Origin of the sequence: Chryseobacterium sp. 2TAF14 (assembly GCF_052115105.1) — a bacterium.
In the GTDB taxonomy this organism is placed as follows: Bacteria; Bacteroidota; Bacteroidia; order Flavobacteriales; family Weeksellaceae; genus Chryseobacterium.
Genome location: NZ_JBFRGA010000005.1, coordinates 19,597 through 39,473, shown reverse-complemented (window position 1 = coordinate 39,473; position 19,877 = coordinate 19,597). Strand labels below are relative to the sequence as shown.

The 19,877-nt window shown below is 36.0% G+C and carries 18 protein-coding genes, 1 pseudogene and 1 riboswitch; of the genes and pseudogenes, 8 read left to right on the top strand and 11 right to left on the bottom strand.

What is annotated here, in order from left to right; translation table 11 throughout:
* Window positions 1-18: 18 nt before the first annotated feature.
* The 7 genes from AB4Y90_RS01270 to AB4Y90_RS01240 form a co-directional block, all read right to left on the bottom strand.
* The gene (locus AB4Y90_RS01270) at window positions 19-603 is read right to left on the bottom strand and encodes a thiamine phosphate synthase (protein ID WP_441555390.1); all 585 of its coding nucleotides are present in this window, start codon (window positions 601-603) and stop codon (window positions 19-21) included.
* Window positions 600-2,411 carry a phosphomethylpyrimidine synthase ThiC gene (thiC, locus tag AB4Y90_RS01265; protein ID WP_441555389.1) on the bottom strand — a complete coding sequence of 604 codons (1,812 nt, stop codon included), beginning with the start codon at window positions 2,409-2,411 and terminating at the stop codon, window positions 600-602. The genes AB4Y90_RS01270 and thiC overlap by 4 nt, the downstream gene beginning before the upstream one ends.
* An 11-nt stretch (window positions 2,412-2,422) precedes the next feature.
* Window positions 2,423-2,629 carry a sulfur carrier protein ThiS gene (thiS, locus tag AB4Y90_RS01260; protein ID WP_441555388.1) on the bottom strand — a complete coding sequence of 69 codons (207 nt, stop codon included), beginning with the start codon at window positions 2,627-2,629 and terminating at the stop codon, window positions 2,423-2,425.
* A gap of 58 nt (window positions 2,630-2,687) precedes the next feature.
* Window positions 2,688-2,787, bottom strand: a riboswitch (TPP riboswitch).
* 426 nt (window positions 2,788-3,213) lie between these two features.
* A complete protein-coding gene (locus AB4Y90_RS01255; protein ID WP_441555387.1) occupies window positions 3,214-3,891 on the bottom strand; it encodes an RluA family pseudouridine synthase in 678 nt (225 codons plus the stop codon).
* A gap of 3 nt (window positions 3,892-3,894) precedes the next feature.
* Window positions 3,895-4,221 (bottom strand): hypothetical protein, encoded by a 327-nt coding sequence (locus tag AB4Y90_RS01250; protein WP_441555385.1) that lies wholly within the window; start codon window positions 4,219-4,221, stop codon window positions 3,895-3,897.
* Window positions 4,221-5,036 (bottom strand): 3-methyl-2-oxobutanoate hydroxymethyltransferase, encoded by an 816-nt coding sequence (panB, locus tag AB4Y90_RS01245; RefSeq protein ID WP_441555383.1) that lies wholly within the window; start codon window positions 5,034-5,036, stop codon window positions 4,221-4,223. Before panB ends, AB4Y90_RS01250 begins: the two co-directional genes overlap by 1 nt.
* Window positions 5,037-5,095: 59 nt before the next feature.
* Window positions 5,096-5,809, bottom strand: a complete 714-nt coding sequence (locus tag AB4Y90_RS01240) for a Crp/Fnr family transcriptional regulator (RefSeq protein ID WP_441555382.1) — start codon at window positions 5,807-5,809, stop codon at window positions 5,096-5,098.
* 89 nt (window positions 5,810-5,898) lie between these two features.
* On the opposite strand from AB4Y90_RS01240, the gene AB4Y90_RS01235 reads away from it, so the two are divergent.
* From AB4Y90_RS01235 to AB4Y90_RS01200, 8 genes are all read left to right on the top strand, one after another.
* On the top strand, window positions 5,899-8,274 hold the full coding sequence (locus tag AB4Y90_RS01235; protein WP_441555416.1) for a heavy metal translocating P-type ATPase: 2,376 nt from the start codon (window positions 5,899-5,901) through the stop codon (window positions 8,272-8,274).
* Window positions 8,275-8,383: 109 nt separating this feature from the next.
* Window positions 8,384-8,605: a cbb3-type cytochrome oxidase assembly protein CcoS gene (gene ccoS, locus AB4Y90_RS01230; protein ID WP_441555381.1), complete on the top strand. Its 222-nt coding sequence runs from the start codon at window positions 8,384-8,386 to the stop codon at window positions 8,603-8,605.
* A gap of 5 nt (window positions 8,606-8,610) precedes the next feature.
* Window positions 8,611-10,869: a cytochrome-c oxidase, cbb3-type subunit I gene (gene ccoN, locus AB4Y90_RS01225; RefSeq protein WP_441555380.1), complete on the top strand. Its 2,259-nt coding sequence runs from the start codon at window positions 8,611-8,613 to the stop codon at window positions 10,867-10,869.
* 18 nt (window positions 10,870-10,887) lie between these two features.
* Window positions 10,888-11,085: a cbb3-type cytochrome oxidase subunit 3 gene (locus AB4Y90_RS01220; RefSeq protein WP_441555379.1), complete on the top strand. Its 198-nt coding sequence runs from the start codon at window positions 10,888-10,890 to the stop codon at window positions 11,083-11,085.
* Between the two features lie 10 nt (window positions 11,086-11,095).
* Entirely contained in the window at window positions 11,096-11,974 is an 879-nt protein-coding gene (locus tag AB4Y90_RS01215) for a cbb3-type cytochrome c oxidase N-terminal domain-containing protein (protein WP_441555378.1), read from the top strand.
* Between the two features lie 95 nt (window positions 11,975-12,069).
* Window positions 12,070-13,524: a cytochrome c oxidase accessory protein CcoG gene (gene ccoG, locus AB4Y90_RS01210; protein ID WP_441555377.1), complete on the top strand. Its 1,455-nt coding sequence runs from the start codon at window positions 12,070-12,072 to the stop codon at window positions 13,522-13,524.
* A gap of 12 nt (window positions 13,525-13,536) precedes the next feature.
* On the top strand, window positions 13,537-13,989 hold the full coding sequence (locus AB4Y90_RS01205) for a FixH family protein (protein ID WP_441555375.1): 453 nt from the start codon (window positions 13,537-13,539) through the stop codon (window positions 13,987-13,989).
* Window positions 13,980-14,741, top strand: a complete 762-nt coding sequence (locus AB4Y90_RS01200) for a sulfite exporter TauE/SafE family protein (RefSeq protein ID WP_441555374.1) — start codon at window positions 13,980-13,982, stop codon at window positions 14,739-14,741. Before AB4Y90_RS01205 ends, AB4Y90_RS01200 begins: the two co-directional genes overlap by 10 nt.
* A gap of 65 nt (window positions 14,742-14,806) precedes the next feature.
* On the opposite strand, the pseudogene AB4Y90_RS01195 reads toward AB4Y90_RS01200, so the two are convergent.
* The 4 genes and pseudogenes from AB4Y90_RS01195 to asnB all read right to left on the bottom strand — a co-directional run bounded on the left by AB4Y90_RS01195 (window position 14,807) and on the right by asnB (window position 19,855).
* Window positions 14,807-15,970: pseudogene (locus AB4Y90_RS01195) on the bottom strand (IS3 family transposase).
* A gap of 82 nt (window positions 15,971-16,052) precedes the next feature.
* Complete coding sequence (gene serS / locus AB4Y90_RS01190; protein WP_441555373.1) at window positions 16,053-17,321, bottom strand: serine--tRNA ligase; 1,269 nt, start codon at window positions 17,319-17,321, stop codon at window positions 16,053-16,055.
* Between the two features lie 90 nt (window positions 17,322-17,411).
* Window positions 17,412-17,918: a hypothetical protein gene (locus AB4Y90_RS01185; RefSeq protein WP_441555372.1), complete on the bottom strand. Its 507-nt coding sequence runs from the start codon at window positions 17,916-17,918 to the stop codon at window positions 17,412-17,414.
* Between the two features lie 35 nt (window positions 17,919-17,953).
* A complete protein-coding gene (gene asnB, locus AB4Y90_RS01180; protein WP_441555371.1) occupies window positions 17,954-19,855 on the bottom strand; it encodes an asparagine synthase (glutamine-hydrolyzing) in 1,902 nt (633 codons plus the stop codon).
* Window positions 19,856-19,877: the final 22 nt, after the last annotated feature.

The window sequence follows — 19,877 nt, the reverse complement described above, 5'->3', positions numbered from 1 at the left end:
TTTAAATTTGAATAAATCTTAATAAAATATATTCTGTCTGCATTTTCTGAAAACTTCTAAAGGTGCATCATTTTCCCAGATTGCTCCTAATAAAGCAAGTCCGTCAACGTTGTTATCAGAAATTTTATTGATATTATTTTCATTAATTCCGCCCAAGGCGATCAGTTTTACTTTTGAATTGTTTCGTTTTTTAATATCATTCAAAACAGTTGATTCTTTACCATATCCTTTTTTAGAAATACTCGGAAAAACCGGACTCAAAAAAGCATATTCCCAATCTTCATTCAACTCATTAAAAGCTTCAATATCATGAACAGAAGTTGAAATTATTTTATTTTGGAAAGATTTATACAAATTATTTTCTCTGTCAATTTCTCTGAAATGAAGTCTTGAAATATTAAAAATTTCAGCCAAATCATATTGATTATGTAAAACAAGCTGAGAATGAAACTGCAAATCTATTTTCTGAATAAAATCTGACATTGCTTCTTTATTGATAAAAGGCTTCCTTACATGAAGCAAATCCAGACCTTCCTGAAATAATTCATTAATGATTTCAGCTTCATCCTGAACAAATTCTTCGGGTGTAATTACGATAATCATATATAAATCTCTTTTCCTTTTTCGATAAACTCACGAGATTTGTCGAACATTCCTTTTTCTGCAGATTCCCGGATTTCCTGAGTAATTTTCATCGAACAGAATTTCGGACCGCACATCGAACAGAAATGCGCAATTTTTGCTCCGTCTGCAGGAAGCGTCTCGTCGTGATAAGATCTTGCCGTTTCCGGATCTAATGAAAGATTAAACTGATCTTCCCAACGGAATTCGAATCTTGCCTTGCTCAAAGCATTGTCTCTGTATTGCGCTCCTGGATGACCTTTAGCCAAATCTGCAGCATGAGCCGCCAATTTATAGGTGATCACTCCTACCTTTACATCTTCTTTATTTGGAAGTCCTAAATGTTCTTTTGGCGTTACATAACACAACATTGCGCAACCGAACCAGCCAATCATCGCCGCCCCGATTCCGGAAGTAATATGATCATAACCCGGCGCAATATCCGTCGTTAAAGGACCTAAAGTATAAAAAGGTGCTTCGTCACACACTTCCAATTGTTTATCCATATTTTCTTTGATCATATGCATCGGAACGTGACCGGGACCTTCAATCATCACCTGAACATTGTGTTTCCATGCGATTTTCGTTAATTCGCCTAAGGTTTCCAATTCTGCAAACTGTGCTTCATCATTGGCGTCGGCAATCGAACCAGGACGAAGACCGTCGCCTAAAGAAAAAGCAACATCGTACTTTTTCATAATTTCGCAGATTTCTTCAAAATGAGCGTACAAAAAGTTTTCTTTATGATGAAACAAACACCATTTTGCCATAATGGAACCACCTCTGGAAACAATTCCTGTGACACGTTTTGCTGTTAAATGAATATATCTCAACAAAACTCCAGCGTGAATTGTGAAATAGGAAACACCTTGTTCAGCCTGTTCGATCAAAGTATCTTTAAAAATTTCCCAGGTTAAATCTTCGGCAACTCCTTTCACTTTTTCTAATGCCTGATAAATTGGGACCGTACCAATCGGAACCGGACTGTTTCGGATGATCCACTCTCTGGTTTCGTGGATGTTTTTTCCGGTTGAAAGATCCATAATCGTATCTGCACCCCATCGACAAGCCCAAACCGCTTTCTCAACTTCTTCTTCAATGCTTGATGAAACAGCACTGTTTCCGATATTTGCATTTATTTTAACCAAAAAATTACGCCCGATAATCATCGGCTCACTTTCCGGATGATTGATGTTGTTGGGAATGATCGCTCTTCCGGCTGCAATTTCGTCTCGTACAAATTCGGGTGTGATTTTATTTTTCGGAGTTCTTGCTCCAAAACTATTTCCCTGATGTTGAAAAGCCATATCTTTTGAAACAAAATCCAGTTGTTCGATTCTTTGGTTTTCTCTGATCGAGACATATTCCATTTCGGGAGTGATGATTCCCTTTTTTGCATAATATAATTGGGTAACTTCTTTTCCTTCTTTGGCCACTTTCGGTTTATGGTTATAAGAGAAGCGCAGCTCATTAAGTTTAGAATCTGCAAGACGAGATTTCCCGTATTCAGAAGTAATTCCGTCCAGAATTTCGACATCATTTCTGTCTAAAATCCATTGTTCACGGATTCGAGGAAGACCTTTTTCGATATTAATTTCAGAATTTTCATCGGTGTAAGGTCCTGATGTATCATAAACTGTAACAGGCAGATTTTCTTCTAAAGTTCCGTTGGTGAGTTTTGTAGGACTTAAATGAATTTCTCGCATTGCTACATTGATCGGGTGGATTTTCCCTTCAACATAGATTTTTTTGGAGTTTGGAAACGGTGAACGTGTGATTTTGTGAGCCATAAAAATATTTTTTAACCGCCTTGAGTAGCAGTGATTATTAAAATAGAATCTTTGTTGTTGAGAATAGTTTCCGCCCAGAATGACTGCGGAATAATGCGATTGTTAAGTGCGACTGCGATACCTTTTCTTTTTTGGGGCAATTCAATAGCCAGTAATACTTCCAAAGTTTCGGGAAGTATATCAAAATGTCTTAGAGTGTGATTTATTGTGAGCTCCATTCCTAAATTTTTTAAATACACTTTAGGAATGCCCATCATTGTACAATAGAATGTACAGCAAAGTCATCTCACTTTTTCCTACGCTAGTATGATCTAGAAATCAGGTTCAAAGGGTAAAATCTCAGCCTGTTTGTAAACAGACACCCCTAAAGTGTGGAGCGAAGGTAGACATTTTTTTGAGATGTGCAAAATTTTTTGAAAGAGATGGAAGTTGGGGGACGGAAGCTGGAAGTTTTAAAACTGTGAAAATATTTGTTTTTTTATCTCGCTGATTTTGGAGATTACGCAGATGTTTTTTATTTTATACTGGATAGATTCGAGTTAAAAATTCTTATAAGATGATAATCTTTGTATTTGGTTTTCAAATATTTAAACAAACAACTTCCAATCTAGCCCTGATTGGAACGGCATCCTTTTGGGTTGCGGCGGAGCGAAGCGGAGCCGTAACCCAAAAGATATAGTGGAAAGCAGGAAATAGCTCCTAAAAAGTAGAAAAGTAAAACTGATTTTTACATTTGAAGAAAATAAAAATGGAAATCAGATTGTCTCTAATTTCCATTTTTAACTTATTTCTAATTTAATATCTATTCTTCACAAGCTCTCCAAACTGCATCATTCTGCGGAACCGGAGCAATAATTTCTACCGCTTCTTTTGTAACAGGATGAATAAACTGAAGCTTTCTGGCATGAAGATTAATTCCGCCATCCGGATTTGAGCGTGGTGAACCGTATTTTAAATCACCTTTAATAGGAACTCCTGTTTTTGATAACTGCGCCCTGATCTGATGGTGTCTTCCCGTTTCCAGATCGATTTCTAAAAGAAGATAATTATCTAAAGTTTTAATGACGTTATAAGTAAGAATCGCTTCTTTTGCACCTTCGGTCGCTTTCGGAAAAACAATCGCCTTATTATTCTTTTCGTTTTTCTTTAAATAATGTACCAGTTTTTGACTTTGCGGGATCATTTCTTTGGCAACAACCGCCCAGTAAGTCTTTTCAATCTCGCGGTTTTTCACCATTTGGGTCAGTCTTGAAAGCGCTTTTGATGTTTTGGCATAAATAACCAATCCTGAAGTTGGTCTGTCGATACGATGCACCAAACCCAGGAAAACATTTCCGGGCTTATTATCTCTTTTTTTTATAAAATTTTTGATTAATTCTAATAAAGAATCATCGCCGGTTTTGTCACCCTGAACGAGCTGCCCGACTTTTTTATTGATCACTAAAAGGTGGTTGTCCTCAAAAACAATCTGCTCTTCCATACATTATTTACGATATTGTGATCTACTCACAAAAGAAATTACAACCCCACCTAAAAGACCTATTGTTTTTATGACATTAAGACTTGAATCGATTGGTAAAAAAGCTCCGATGATACACAAACCTGCTGCAGCATACATAGGATACATAAACTTGGTGTACATCAACATTCTTCCCTGAACGATAAAGCTGATTCCTATTAAAATATAAAATAATCTTCTGAATAGGAATACATTGATTTCATTTGAAAATAGATTAAAGTAACCTACTGCCAAACAGATAATCGCTAAAATTGAGATAATTCCTTGCGCTGCCTGTAAATTATTTTTCATTAATAGCTTTCATTTTGGTTAGGAAAATCAGCACTTTTCACATCTTTTACGTATTGAGAAACGGCTCCTGTGATTTCTGTATATAAATCTAAATATCTTCTTAAAAATTTTGGCGAGAAACCTTTGTTCATTCCCACCATATCATGATACACCAAAACCTGTCCGTCACAATGAGGTCCGGCTCCAATCCCGATCGTTGGAATTGAGATACTTTCAGTTACTTTTTTTGCAAGATCTGCAGGAATTTTTTCAAGCACAACCCCGAAACAACCCAATTCTTCAAGCAACTTTGCATCACTGATCAATTTCTCTGCTTCTGCTTCTTCTTTCGCTCGTACTTTATAAGTTCCGAACTGGTAGATAGATTGTGGGGTTAATCCCAAATGTCCCATAATAGGAATTCCGGCATTGATGATTTTCTTAATCGATTTAGAAATTTCTTTTCCGCCCTCAATTTTTATGGCATGAGCGCCACCTTCTTTCATCATTCTAACCGCAGATTCCAATGCAATATCCGGATTACTCTGGTATGTTCCGAAAGGAAGATCTGCAATTACCAATGCTCTTTCCACCCCTCTCACCACACTTTGAGTATGATAAATCATCTGGTCTAAAGTAATCGGAAGTGTCGTTTCAAAACCCGCCATTACATTTGCAGCAGAATCACCGATCAGGATCGTATCAACACCACCGGCGTCAACCATTTTTGCCGTGGTAAAATCGTAGGCGGTAAGCATTGTTATTTTTTCCTTATCGAATTTCATTTTTCGTAAGGTTTCTGTAGTAACTCTTTTAATTTCGGAATGAACAGACATAATGGATATGATTGTTTAAAGTTAAAAAGTCGGCTAAAGCCGACTTAAATATTTGAATTTTACAAAACTACGTGTCCTAGTTTCATTAATTTATCGTGGTTGAGAATTTTGATGTTTCTGCCGTCTACTTCGATGAGGCTGTCCCCTTTAAATTCGGAAATCAATCGGATCGCGCTTTCGGTAGCTGTTCCGATGATATTGGCTATTTCTTCTCTTGTTAAAGAAATTTTAATAAAGCCTTCAGGATCTGTCCCTAATTTTTGTTCCAAAAGAATAAGAATTTCGGCAAGTCTTTCTCTTACCGTTTTTTGGGCAAGGAAAGTAATGGTATTGGAAGACTCTCCCAATTCGTAAGAAATTTTCTGAAGCATCACAAAAGACAATTGCGAATCTACCTCAAGCAAATCCATAAAAACTTCTGCAGGAAGAAAAGTAGCTTCCACATCCGTCATTGCCTCAGCTTTTGCCTGAAAAGTTTCTCCGCAAAGTAATGCACGATACCCGATGATATCTCCTTCTTTAATAAATCTTAAAATCTGATCTTTACCAAAAGCACCCGATTTTGAAAGTTTGGCAGCACCTTTTTCTAAGACGAAAACACCTTTCGGCGTTTCTCCGTCCTCAAAAATAATATCGTGTTTCTGAAAACGTAAGGTTTTTTTAGCCTTAAAATACTTTTCAAAATCTGCGCTGTTTAGCCTTTCTTTAAACGATTTATCATTAAAAACTCTTGCAAATCTCTCTTCAATAGCAATTTGTTGTTCCTGCGACATTTTTATGACATTTGTCACAAAAATAGAACATTTTAAATCGATAAACAAAAAAAAATTGTTATAATTTTGTGAGTCAATAATTTATGAAGGTGAGCGAGAACTGTTTTCATTGCGGACAAGGGATAGAAAAGGAAAGGATTTCTTTTGACGAAAAAATTTTCTGCTGTACAGGCTGCAAATCTGTTTATGAAATTCTGAATACCAATAATCTCAGTAATTTTTATGAATTAAATAAAAAAGCAGGCATCAGACCAGAAGAAAACTCTTCTCAGTTTGATTATCTTGACACTAAAGAAATTTTTGACAGAATCACCGATTTTTCTGAAGGAAACACCAGTCTTGTCACATTCAGAATTCCGGTAATACACTGTTCTTCATGCATTTGGCTACTTGAAAGCCTTCATACTTTGCATAAAGACATTCATTATTCCCAGGTTAATTTTACAAGAAAAACTTTGCAGGTTTCTTTTAATCATAACGAATTAAAATTAAGCGATTTAGCTAAATTTTTAACCAATTTAGGCTACAAACCGGCAATCAATCTTGAGACTGCTGACAAAAACGAGGATAATCTCGATAAATCTTTATTGATAAAACTTGCCGTTGCAGGATTTGCTTTTGGTAACGGAATGTTTTTGGCCTTTCCTGAATATATTGGCGGAGAAGATTACTGGATGGAGCATTACAAAGGCTTGTTCAGAGTTTTGATGTTTTTACTTTCCGTTCCGGTTGTGTTTTATTCGGCTTCAGATTATTATAAATCTGCTTGGTATGGTTTGAAAAATAAAATCGTAAACATTGATGTTCCGATTGTTTTAGGGATTTTCGTTTTATTCGGAAGAAGTATTTATGAAATTGCGACTGATTACGGTCCCGGTTATTTTGATACCTTGTGCGGACTTCTGTTTTTTATGCTATTAGGGAAAATTTTCCAGAAAAGAACGTATAGTTCGCTTTCTTACGACAGAGATTACAAATCATTTTATCCGATCGCGGTAACTAAAGTTGACTTTAACGGAAAGCAGGAAAATATTTTACTTTCAGAAATAAAAATCGGCGACAGAATTTTAGTGAGAAATCAAGAAATTATTCCTGTTGATGCCATTTTGATCAGTGGAAAAGGTAATATAGACAATAGTTTCATCACCGGCGAAAGCGTGAGTATTTCTAAAGATGCAGGAGATAAAATCTTTGCCGGAGGAAAACAAATCGGCTCATCTTTGGAGCTTGAAGTTATCAAAAATGTCGATCAAAGTTATCTTACCCAGCTCTGGAACAAAGAAGCTTTTAAAAAGCACGAGACAGGACTTGATACTTTAATCAACGACATCAGTAAATATTTTACTTTTATTATTCTGGGAATTGCTCTTGTTGCAGGAATTTATTGGTATTTTATCGATCTTGAAACGATGTTCCAGGTTATTTCTGCGGTTTTAATCATTGCCTGTCCTTGTGCATTGGCGCTGTCCTCTCCTTTTACTTTCGGTCACATTATGAGAATTTTAGGCCGGAATAAATTTTATGTAAAAGATACTTTAACGATCGAGAAAATTGCAAAAGTTGACACTTTAGTTTTTGATAAAACCGGAACCATTACGCACAGAAAAAAATCAAATATACGATACGAAGGTTCTGAAATTCAGGAATTTGATTTATTAAATATTAAAAGCTTGGTTAAAAACTCAAATCATCCGCTTTCAAAATCGTTGTATGAATTTTTGGAAGTTCAGGATGACTATTTCCCGGTTGACAATTTTGAAGAGATTTCCGGAAAAGGTTATGAAGCAAGCGTAAGAGGAAATAGTTATAAAATAGGCTCGGCAAAATACAATAATCAGGAGTCTAAAAATCTTGAAACCGCAGTTTACATTAGTAAAAACAATGAGTTTATCGGTAAATTTATTTTTAAAAATGAGTACCGTGAAAACCTCAATAATCTTTTCACAAGACTTCTCAATTATAAGATTTTCATTCTGAGCGGCGACAATGCTTCTGAAGAAAATCAGCTTAAAGAGATCATTCCGAATTACAGCTCGATGGCATTTAACCAAAATCCGGAAGATAAGCTTAATTATATTAAAAATCTTCAGGATAAAGGCTTAAAAGTCATCATGCTCGGTGACGGATTAAATGACGCAGGAGCTTTAAAACAGAGCAATGTAGGAATCGCAATTTCTGACGACAGCAACAGCTTTACCCCTTCTTCCGACGTTATTATGAACGGAGAAAAAGTCTCGCAGCTTGACAATTATCTGAACGTTTGTAAAGGCTCAATTACGATTGTAAAAATGACATTCATAATCAGTTTCCTTTACAATATTGTTGGTCTCAGCTTTGCAGTAACCGGTCATATGGATCCTCTTTTTGCGGCATTGATTATGCCTGCAAGTTCCATCACTGTCATCTCTTTCACGACAATTTCAACCTGGATTCTGGGGCAGAAATATTTCAAAAAACAGGCGTAAAAGCCCTTATTTAGACTGATTTTAAATTAGCCTAAACCTGTATTTCGTGATGAATGTCATTATTTTTCACTAAATTTGAACCCCGAAAATAGGTTAATTTTGTTGTCAGATGGATATTCTATATTTAATGATCTTATGCAGCGTTTCTTTGGCTGTAGTTTTTCTGGTCGTATTTATAGTTTTCGCCAGAAAAGGGCAGTTTGAGGATGACGAGTCTCCGGCTGTAAGAATACTTTTTGACTCCGATGAAACAAAGGAAAAAAAAGATACTGGCAACAACAGCGATAAGGAAAAAGAAGATAATAATAAATTTGAAGAAAAAAGTGAATAGTTAATATGGAGACACAAAAGTTTAGTTATGACAACAGTATTGTTCGTGCATTCCTATACGCGACCATAGTTTTTGGAATTATCGGTTTCGTATTTGGATTAACGGCAGCATTGATGCTTTTCTATCCTGAGCTTCCTGAATTTTTGTTCGGAACTGACGATACAACCATCAACAGTCTGGCATCAGGAAACATACAAGGGTTAATTAATACCAACGGTGCGTTAGGGTTTGGTAGAATAAGAATGCTACACACCACTACGGTAATTTTTGCATTCGTATGTAATATTGTTTATGTAGGGGTTTATTATTCTACACAAAGATTATTAAAAACCAGAATGTACAGCGATACTTTATCGTGGATCCATTTCTGGACATGGCAGTTTATGATTGTTGCTACATTCATCACATTCTTTATGGGGATCAATACTTCAAAAGAATATGCTGAGCACGAGTGGCCAATCGATATATTAATCGCAGTTTCATGGATCATTTTCGGGGTGAATATGATTTTAACGATTGCAAAAAGAAGAGTAAGACACCTTTACGTAGCGATCTGGTTCTATCTTGGAACCTGGGTTGCAGTAGCGATGCTTCACATATTCAACAACTTAGAAGTACCATTAACGTTCTCCGGATGGAAGTCTTATTCTGCGTATGCAGGAGCAAAAGATGCCATCGTACAATGGTGGTACGGTCACAATGCGGTAGCTTTCGTATTGACGACTCCTGTTTTAGGTTTAATGTATTATTTCTTACCTAAAGCTGCAGACAGACCGGTATTCTCATACAAATTATCAATTATTCACTTTTGGTCATTGATTTTCGTTTATATCTGGGCCGGACCTCACCACCTTCAGTACACCGCTTTACCAGCTTGGGCTCAAGCAGTGGGAACTGGTTTCTCAATCATGCTTATTGCACCATCTTGGGGAGGTATGCTGAACGGACTTCTTACATTAAGAGGAGCCTGGGATAAAGTAAGAGAAAATCCTATTCTGAAATTCTTCGTAGTTGCAGTTACGTGTTATGGTATGGCAACTTTTGAAGGACCTCTTTTGGCTACAAAAAACATCAATAAAATTGGTCACTTTACAGACTGGGTTATCGGTCACGTACATTTAGGAGCATTAGGATGGAATGGTTTCATGGCATTCGGTGTGATCTATTACTTGGTTCCGATCATGTGGAGAACCAAAATGTGGTCTGTTAAATTAGCAAACTGGCATTTCTGGTTAGGTACTTTAGGAATTATTTTCTATGCTGTACCAATGTATATTTCAGGATTTACTCAGGGGTTAATGTGGAAACAATTCAACCCGGACGGAACATTATTGTGGAAAAACTGGCTAGACACCGTTACTGCAATTATTCCTTACTTTAAAATGAGATTCGTTGGTGGTTTATTCTACCTTTCAGGAGGTCTTTTAATGGTGGTGAATGTTTACATGACGATCAAAAAAGGATCATTCCAGAAAGAAGTTCCTGCAGAAGCTCCGGCTTTGGCAAATATCAGCAACAAAAGAAAAGAAGGAGAAGGTTTCCACCTTTGGCTGGAAAGAATGCCTGCTTTATTAACGGTATTATCATTGCTTACTATCTCAATAGGAAGTATGGTAGAGATTATTCCTACTTTATCATTGAAGAAAAGTGTACCAACAATATCTGCGGTAAAACCATATTCACCGCTGGAGCTTGAAGGTAGAGATCTATATATCCGTGAAGGTTGTAACGCTTGTCACTCGCAGATGGTAAGACCATTCAGAGACGAGATCGTAAGATTTAACGGTAAAAATGGACAGTACTCTAAAGCCGGAGAGTTTGTTTACGACAGACCTTTCCTTTGGGGATCGAAAAGAACAGGACCGGATTTGCATAGGGAAGGAGGTAAAAACCCAAGTTCTTGGCACTATAAGCATATGTATAACCCAAGACAAACGTCTGCAGGTTCTATTATGCCACGTTACCCATGGTTGATTTCAAATAATCTTGACCGTTCTCAAATGGTGGACAAAATCAAGTTTATGAAAAATACCTACGATGTACCTTATACAAAAGCTCAGATTGATACTGCAGATAAATGGGCAGATAATCAGGCAGCAAAAATTGTAAAAGATATCTTCGTAGAAGCGGCTGACCTTAAAGAAGCGTATGCAAAAAGACCTCAGGGAGAATTAGAGAAAAAAGAGATTATTGCTCTTATCGCTTATCTTCAGAGATTGGGAACCGATATTAAAACGACAGAAATAAAAACAGCCAGTAACTAATAAAATTAAAAGTTTACGATGATTCCTCAAAACTTTAAAGATATATTATCCAATACCGACAATGCAGGTTTTTATCAAACATTGGCTCTGATTTTCTTTATGCTGTTTTTCGTTGCTTTGATTATATATGTTTTTAGCAGGCCTAAAAAATATTACAAAGAAGAAGAGCACGCTCCGCTTGAGGATGACGAAGATGATTTTAATTTAAAAAATTAAACTATTTATTATGAGACAAAGAACACCGGTTTTTGTAAACATTTTAATAATAACGGTATTATTAGTAATATTTTATTATTTATTTGTTCAGAGCTACGCGTTTTTAGCTTCACCATATTTCTGGGGAACTGTTGTGATCAGTGCTATTTTAGCATACATTCACAGCGCTATCGGAGATTTGATTGAAAACAATAAATTCAAAAAATTAACGGCTGAAGAAAAATCTGCGTATTTAGCAGAGAAAAAAGTACCTTATTTTCAGAGACTTTATGCAGCTGCCTTCAAAAAACAGTCTGATACTGAAGAAAAAGATATTCTTATTGACCACGGTTTCGACGGAATTATGGAATTGGATAATCAATTACCAAAATGGTGGTTAGGTTTATTCTACTTCGGGACTGTATTCTGTATCGTTTATATCTGTGCTTATGCGTTTACAGATTTTGCACACCCGATTAGTGAGTATGATAAAGAATATAAAGAGCAAGAAGCTGCTATCGCAATATATCTTGCAGATCAGCCACCGGTAACTATAGAATCGGCATCTTTCTCTGAAGACAATATTGCAGCAGGTGAAGAAATCTTCAAAACCAACTGTGTATCTTGTCACTCAGATGGTGGTAAAGGAGGTATCGGACCAAACCTTACAGATAATTTCTGGCACAACCAGCCTGAGAAAACTTTATTCAAAAACGTATTCCACGTTGTAGAAAATGGTGTTGCAGGGACTGCAATGCAGGCTTGGGGTAAAAATGGAGTTCTTACAGGAGGCGATATTGAAAAAGTTGCAGCTTACGTCTACTCTATCAACCAGCTTAAAAAACCAATTACACCTAAAGAAGGAGGCGCACCGCCATATGGTGATGAGGCTCATTGGGAAAAACAGTAATTAAAAAAAATAGATAAACATATGAAAAACATAATTTGTTATTAGATAAAAATAGTAACGAATTATGTTTTTTCGTTTTTTAAAACCTAGTAAAAATGTCAAAAATAGATGAAGACATCGTTCGCGGTGGACAGGGGCAGGTTTTAGACCCTGAAACCTATAGAGATTCTATAGGCACAATGGAACAATCCGGTAAACGAAAATGGGTTTTTCCAAAAAAACCAAAAGGAAGATATACCAACAAAAGAGAATTGGTAAGTTATCTTCTTCTGATTATTTATTTTGCCGTACCATTTATCAAAATTAATGGGAACCCGTTTTTTTTGTTTAATGTTATCGACAGAGAATTTTTTATTGCAGGACAGCCTTTTTATCCGCAAGACTTTTTTATCCTTACTTTAGGTGCTATTGCATCTCTTATTTTCATTATTATTTTTACCATTGCATTCGGAAGAATTTTCTGCGGGTGGATCTGCCCTCAGACAATTTTTATGGAATCTGTCTTTCGTAAAATAGAATACCTGATTGAAGGAGACCGAAATAAGCAAATGAAGCTGGACAGACAAGAGTGGAACTCTGAAAAAATTTGGAAAAGAAGCTTGAAATGGTCGGTTTACATTATCATTTCCCTGATTATTACACACTTTATGTTTATGTATATTGTGGGTTATCAGGAAGTATTCAGCATTGTTTCTGAAGGCCCGTTTGCCAATCCTACCAACTTTATCGTAATGATACTTTTTACGGCAGCTTTTTACTTTGTTTTTGCGTGGTTCAGAGAGCAGGTTTGTACATTGGTTTGTCCTTACGGAAGATTGCAGGGCGTTTTAATTGATAAAGAAACCATCAACGTATTTTACGATTTTAAAAGAGGTGAAAACCGCTCTAAATGGAGAAAAGGGGAAGACCGAAAAGCCGCAGGAAAAGGAGATTGCATCGACTGTTATCAATGTGTAGTCGTTTGTCCTACCGGAATTGACATCAGAGACGGGCAACAATTGGAATGTGTAAACTGTACCGCATGTATTGATGCCTGTGACGAAGTAATGGAAAAGGTAGGTTTACCGAAAGGCTTGATACGTTATGCATCCGAAAAAGAAATAGAAACCGGAACTCCGTATAAATTTACAGGAAGAATGAAAGGTTTTGCCGTTGTTTTGGTCTTACTGGTAGGATTTTTAGGATATTTACTCTCAAGCCGTGGCGAAATAGAAGCAAAATTCATCAAACCTGCAGGAAGCACATTCTTTGTAAGAGAAGGGAAAATCATCAACACCTACAACTATACTTTCCTTAATAAAACAAATGATAAAAAGATTGTTACCATCAAAGTAATAGAACCTGCTCACGCAGAAGTAGGCTACAGCGGATCAAGCAAAATAAGTGTGGAACGCGACAAGATTTCAAAAGGAACCATCAACATCAGCTTTCCGGAGGCAGATATGAATCTGTCTAAACAAAACATCACCATCGGCGTTTATGATATGAAAGGAAAACTGATCGATTCTTATCAGACGTATTTCGAAGGACCTTTTAAATTACAGTTTTAAAATTTTAAGATTATGAAAAATTTCACTTGGGGACACGGTATTTTTTTAGCTTTAGCCTCATTTATTATATTTATTTTATCCATGGTTTTTCTTTTCCCGAACGGGCAGAAAAATTCTGAAATGGTAACTGACAAATATTACGAAGAAGAGCTTCTTTACCAATCGGTAATAGATGCCAAAAAACGTGGAGATGAGCTTCTTGAAAAGCCTGTTTACAGTCAGTCGCCACAAGGTATTAAACTAACGTTGCCGAAAGATGTCAACAATTCAAATTCGATAGTAAGTTTTGTTTTAAACAGATCAGATGACCAGAATTTAGACATAAAAAAAACGGTAAAGCTAGATGTAGCAAATTCATTTCTGATCCCGGCTTCAGTTTTAAAAAACGGAAATTATACCTTAAGACTTCATTGGATCAAAGATAAAATCGACTACAGACTCGATTATGACGTGATATGGAAATAGCATTGATTATATCTGCAATTGGCTTAGGCTTCGCGTCCGGTTTTCACTGTATCGGAATGTGCGGTCCCATTGCGTTATCAATGGGTTTAACCAAAAAGCAGGCAACCAATTATTACCTTCAAAATTTCACCTATCAGTTTGGAAGAATCACAACTTATGCTTTTTTAGGAGCAATATTGGGAATTGTAGGTCAGGGTTTTGAAATGGCAGGTTTTCAGCAATATCTTACGATTGGTGTGGGAATTTTGCTGATTATCATGGCTTTGTTTTCGTTTGGCGGAAAAGATTTTGTTTCAAAGATTCCTTTTATTTCTAAATTTCTTTTTAAAGTTAAATCAAACTTAGGAAAACTCCTCCAAAAAGCAGATTACCGCTCAAGATTCACCACAGGTATTTTGAACGGTTTTTTACCCTGCGGAATGGTTTACATGGCTCTTACAGCCAGTCTTGCAAGCGGCGGAATTTGGCAGGGCGCTTCTTTCATGGCATTATTCGGATTGGGAACACTTCCGTTTATGTTCACAGTTGTTTTGGTGGGAAATTTGATGAATCAGGCATTCAGAACAAAAATTTTAAAAGCAATTCCAGTCGTAATGATTATCTTGGGTGGATTATTTATTTTAAGAGGACTTGAACTTGGGATTCCCTACATTTCTCCGCCTTCGGAAGCTATGATGGTTTCTCCGGAGCATGATGTGAATTGTCACAACACAGATCCGAATCATAAGCATAGTGTGGAGACTTGTCATTGACTCAATATAAACATAAACTTTTTTATGAACTTGCAACTATTTTTGAGGCAAAATTTATATACTCTTTATGCTACATTTTTAGATTGATTAGACATTAAATTTTGATACTCTTTTATAGTTAAATTTCCTAAAGCCGAATGCCTTCTGTGAGTGTTGTAAAATGTTTCTATATATTCAAACACAGAGTTTTTGGCATGATCTCTAGTTTCATATTTATTTTGGTAGACAAGTTCTGTTTTCAGAGTTTTGAAAAAGCTCTCTGCTACAGCATTATCATAACAGTTCCCTTTTCCACTCATGCTTCGAGTAATGTTTTTTCCGACTATTGATGTAAATTCTGTACACGCATATTGTATTCCTCTATCTGAATGGAAAATCAAGCTGTCATGATCCTGTAAAGGACGATGGAGTCTTGCCATTTTCAAGGCAGCAATACTGGCCTGAGCCTTCATCGTCTCACTTAATGACCAGCCGATAACCTTTCTGTCAAACAAATCAATGACTGTAGTAAGATACAACCAACCCTGACCTGTGCGGATATACGTAATATCAGACACCCAAACCTCTGTTTTTAACCTGAAAATTTTGATTCAAATAATTTTCAGCAACAGGGTATCGATGGGATGAGTTGGTAGTTTTCTTAAATTTTTTCTTTACAATACTTCTCAGGTTGCGTTCTCTCATTAATCTAGCCACCAAAGGACGTGAAGCTCTCATTCCTTTTGCTTCTAGTTCTCGGGCAATACGAGGGCTTCCATACCTCCCACGGCTCCAATGATAAATACTGAAGATTTCTGCTGATAAAATGGCTCTTCTTTCTGATCGCTTACTAGGCTTTCTTTTCTTCCAATGATAAAAACTGCTCCTGCTTACCTTTAATACTTCGCACATCTTCCCGACAGGAAACACTCCAGCGTGTTCTTTGATAAATTTATATCTTACCCGTCTCTCTTGGAGAAGATGCCTACCGCCTTTTTTAAGATGTCACGTTCAAGCTTTGTTTCTTCTAGTTCCTTGCGTAGTCTCAATAACTCTTCCCTTATCGGATCAGAGGATATTTGTTTTTCCTTACTAAGCTTACCTTCTTTGTGAAGTTTTCGCCAATTGACTAGACTTTCTTTACAGATCCCTAATTCTTCAGCTACCGAGGATACATTGCCTCGCTGATCACTTAAAGATACTGCCCCAATCTTGAACTCAAAACTGTAATTTTTTCTGATCTTTTTCATACTCTTAAAGATAAAGAGTATAAGAATTGTGTCCTAACAAAGTTAGCAACTCCAATGGCTTTCTTTTATATAAATCTAAACTTTAATTAATCAATTCAAATCTCGCATATTCAGCGATTTTCTTAGGAAGCCTAATTCCTTCCGCAGTCTGATTATTTTCARGCAAAGCTGCCATAATTCTCGGCAATGCCATTGCAGAACCATTTAACGTATGCACCAACTGAGATTTTCCGTCTGCTTTATAACGGCATTTCAATCGATTTGCCTGGAAAGTTTCAAAATTTGAAACAGAACTTACTTYCAACCATTTTTCCTGAGCAGCACTCCACACTTCAAAATCGTAAGTCATTGCTGAAGCAAAACCGGTATCGCCACCGCAAAGCCTTAAAACTCTGTAAGGCAATTCAAGATCTTCTAAGATCGACTTGATGTGTTCTACCATTTCTTCCAAAACAGCATAAGAATTCTCGGGTTTTTCGATTCTTACAATTTCTACTTTTTCAAACTGATGAAGACGGTTCAACCCTCTTACATGAGCTCCGTAACTTCCTGCTTCTCTTCTGTAACATTGAGAAAATGCGGTGTTTTTAATCGGAAGATCCTTTTCATCCAGCAAAACATCACGGTATAAATTCGTCACCGGAACTTCCGCTGTAGGAATTAAATATAAATCGTCTGCATTGATGTAATACATTTGCCCTTCTTTATCCGGCAATTGACCTGTTCCGTAACCTGAAGCTTCATTCACAACGTGTGGTGGATTTACTTCAAGATAACCTGCATCCGTATTTTTATCTAAGAAATATTGAACCAAAGCTCTCTGCAATCTCGCTCCTTTTCCAAAATACACAGGAAAACCGGCTCCGGCAATTTTCACTCCCAATTCAAAATCAATAAGGTTGTATTTTTTTGCAAGCTCCCAATGAGGAATTGCCCCTTCTCCTAAACCTTCCACATCGTGAGACTGATAAATAATTTCGTTATCATCTGCAGAAACTCCGGCTTTCACCAATTCGTAAGGAACGTTTGGGATCTGATACAAAATATCAAGCAAAGCTTTTTCTTTGATCTCAAGCTGCGATTGCAATTCTTTACTCGACTCTTTGAACTGCGCTGTTTTAGATTTGGATGCTTCAGCTTCTTCTCTTTTTCCTTCTTTCATTAAAATACCAATTTCTTTGGAGATTTTATTGATCTCGGAAAGTTGTGAATCTAATTCAAACTGAATTTTTTTTCTTTCTTCATCGGTAACGATAGCCTCGTCTACCAACTCAAGATTCCTGAATTGTCTTTTTTGAAGACCTTCTAAAACGCGTTCTTTATTGTCGCGTAAAAAATTAACCTGTAACATAAATGTTTAATGTTTAAAAGTTTAAGGTTTAAGGTTGAGTTGCATTGAACTTTGAACCCTGAACTTTGAACCGTTCGTGCAAATTTAAGATTATTTTATGACTGTAGCCACATTCGGTTGATCCGGAACTTTTGTAAAGACCAATTGCTTGTTGTAAAGCACTCTCGAAACTTCGAAAACAGTTGGTGAAGAGTGATAAAAAATTTCCATCGTATCATTCACTACGGGATCATTCTGCGTTTCGGATATTTTTTTGATTAAAGAAACCTGAATTACAGATCTGTAAATCTTATTTCCATCAGAATCACCTTCCACAAACTGTCTTGTTGCGCCTGCAAGATATTCGAGATAATAGGTAGAATCAGCGAGCATTTTCCGGCTGTAGCTTACATTCACATTATCTTTTTCGGCAAGCTCATCAGTAAAAGTAACTCCTGTGTAAGATCCTATTGCTGTAGGTTTCAAAAGGTCATTTCCGGATGAATCTTTGATGTAAAGATTAAAAAGCTGATCAATTTTCTGCAGAGAATCATCGTCACTTCCGCAACTGAGAAGTGAGAGACTGATGATCGTAAAAACAAGAAATATTTTCTTCATTCTTACAAAGATAAAGATATTAATGAAAAATAAGTTTAGTGATTTTCAAAATATTTTTGATACCAAAGCTCAAAAGTAACCAATTGCCAGATTTTCACACAGTCGTATTCATTTTTTTGGTTATTCCACCATTCATCAATAATTTCAGATCTGAAAAATTTTCTATTTTTTAAGCTGTTTAAATTTTCAAGAATAAAATCTCTTACTTTCGGTTCGGTTTTAATGAAATGAGCAAGCGGGAAAGAAAATCCGCGCTTTGGCATTTTCAAAATTTCCGAAGGAAGATATTTTTCGGCAACTTTTCTTAAAAGCGGTTTATTCTGAATTCCATTGTATCGTAATTTCTCAGGCAAAGAAGAAACATAATCGATTAGATCATTGCTCAGGTAAGGATAACGAAATTCTACACCGTATTTCATTGCGCTCAGATCATCTCTGAAAACATGATGTGAAGAAAGTGAATATTTCATATCATACTCAAAAAAACCTTCGTAATCTTTAGTTTCAGATAATTTTTTATTTTTTAAATTGGTTTTAATTGTATTAAAAACAGACTCAGAAAAAACATTTTTCGTTTCCAAAGGTTTCATTCCGACCTGGCTTTGCCTGAAAAAATCAAGCATATTATCCTGAGAAAAATAGTTTTTTACTTTTCTTGAAAAATCATCATTGGTAAAAATAAAATGACGGATAAAATTGAAATTCTTCATCGAAAGCCATTTATTGAGCTTTAAAGAATGAGAATAGCCTGCAAAAAGTTCGTCGGCTCCGTTTCCGCTTAAAACGACTTTGAAACCTTCATTTTTTGCAAATTCTGCTGCATTCATCAATACTTCAAGACTGCTGTAAGGTTCTTCAAAATGCTGAATATTTTCTTTTAACTGATTTAAAATCTCTTCATCCGAAACTTTTTTCACCTCATGCTTAATCTCTATTTTTCCAGCCATTAAAGAAGCATTTTTCACTTCACTTTCCGAAAACTGATACGAAATGGTAAATGCATTAATATCATTTTTAAAAGGTTTGGCTTTTGCCGTAATCAGCGTAGAATCTATTCCGCCGCTCATCATGCTTGTCACCGGAACATCGGCAAAGAGCTGTTCTTCCACGCTTTCAGATAATAATTGATCCACTTTTTCAACTGCTTCTTCTTCCGAAATATTTTCTATTTTTTTAGTCGGGAAATTCCAGTAAAATTGTTTTGATATTGAGTAATCATTTAAATTTAAAACTAAAAAAGAAGCAGGTTCTAATGAATAGATGTTCTGAAAACACGTTTCCGGCGCTAAAGTAGTCTGGAAAAGAAAATTGGTATAAACACCATTCCAATTGACTTCCGGTTTGATAAATTCATTTTTCAGGATAGATTTTATTTCGGAAGCCCAAACTAAAACTTCATTATTTTTAAAATAAAACAATGGTTTTAAACCAACTCTGTCTCTTCCAAGAATCAATTTTTGTTGGTCTAAATCGACTAAAGCAATGGCAAACATTCCGTCGAATTTAGAAAACATTTCGGTTCCCCATTCTTCGTACGATCTTAAAATAACTTCCGTATCAGAATTACTTTTAAATTGATAGCCTAAATTTTCAAGTTCTTTTCTGATTTTTTTAAAATTATAAATCTCGCCATTGAAAGTAATCATTATTTTCTCATCATCTGAAAGCATTGGTTGATGCCCTTTTTCAGACAAATCTAAAATGGAAAGCCGGCGAAAACCTAAAGCAATTTTCGAGTTTGTTTCATTTAAAACTGGGAAAATTTCTTTAATTTTTTGTGTAGAATCGTTTCCTGAAAAAGATTTTCCATAAAAGCCATCAGAAATCCAGAAACCTTCATCATCCGGACCACGATGACGGATCGCATTATTCATCTCTAAAATATTTTTAGAAGAAATTTCTTTCCTGAATGAATAATAGCCGCAGATTCCGCACATAGTTTAAAACTTTTTTGAGTGG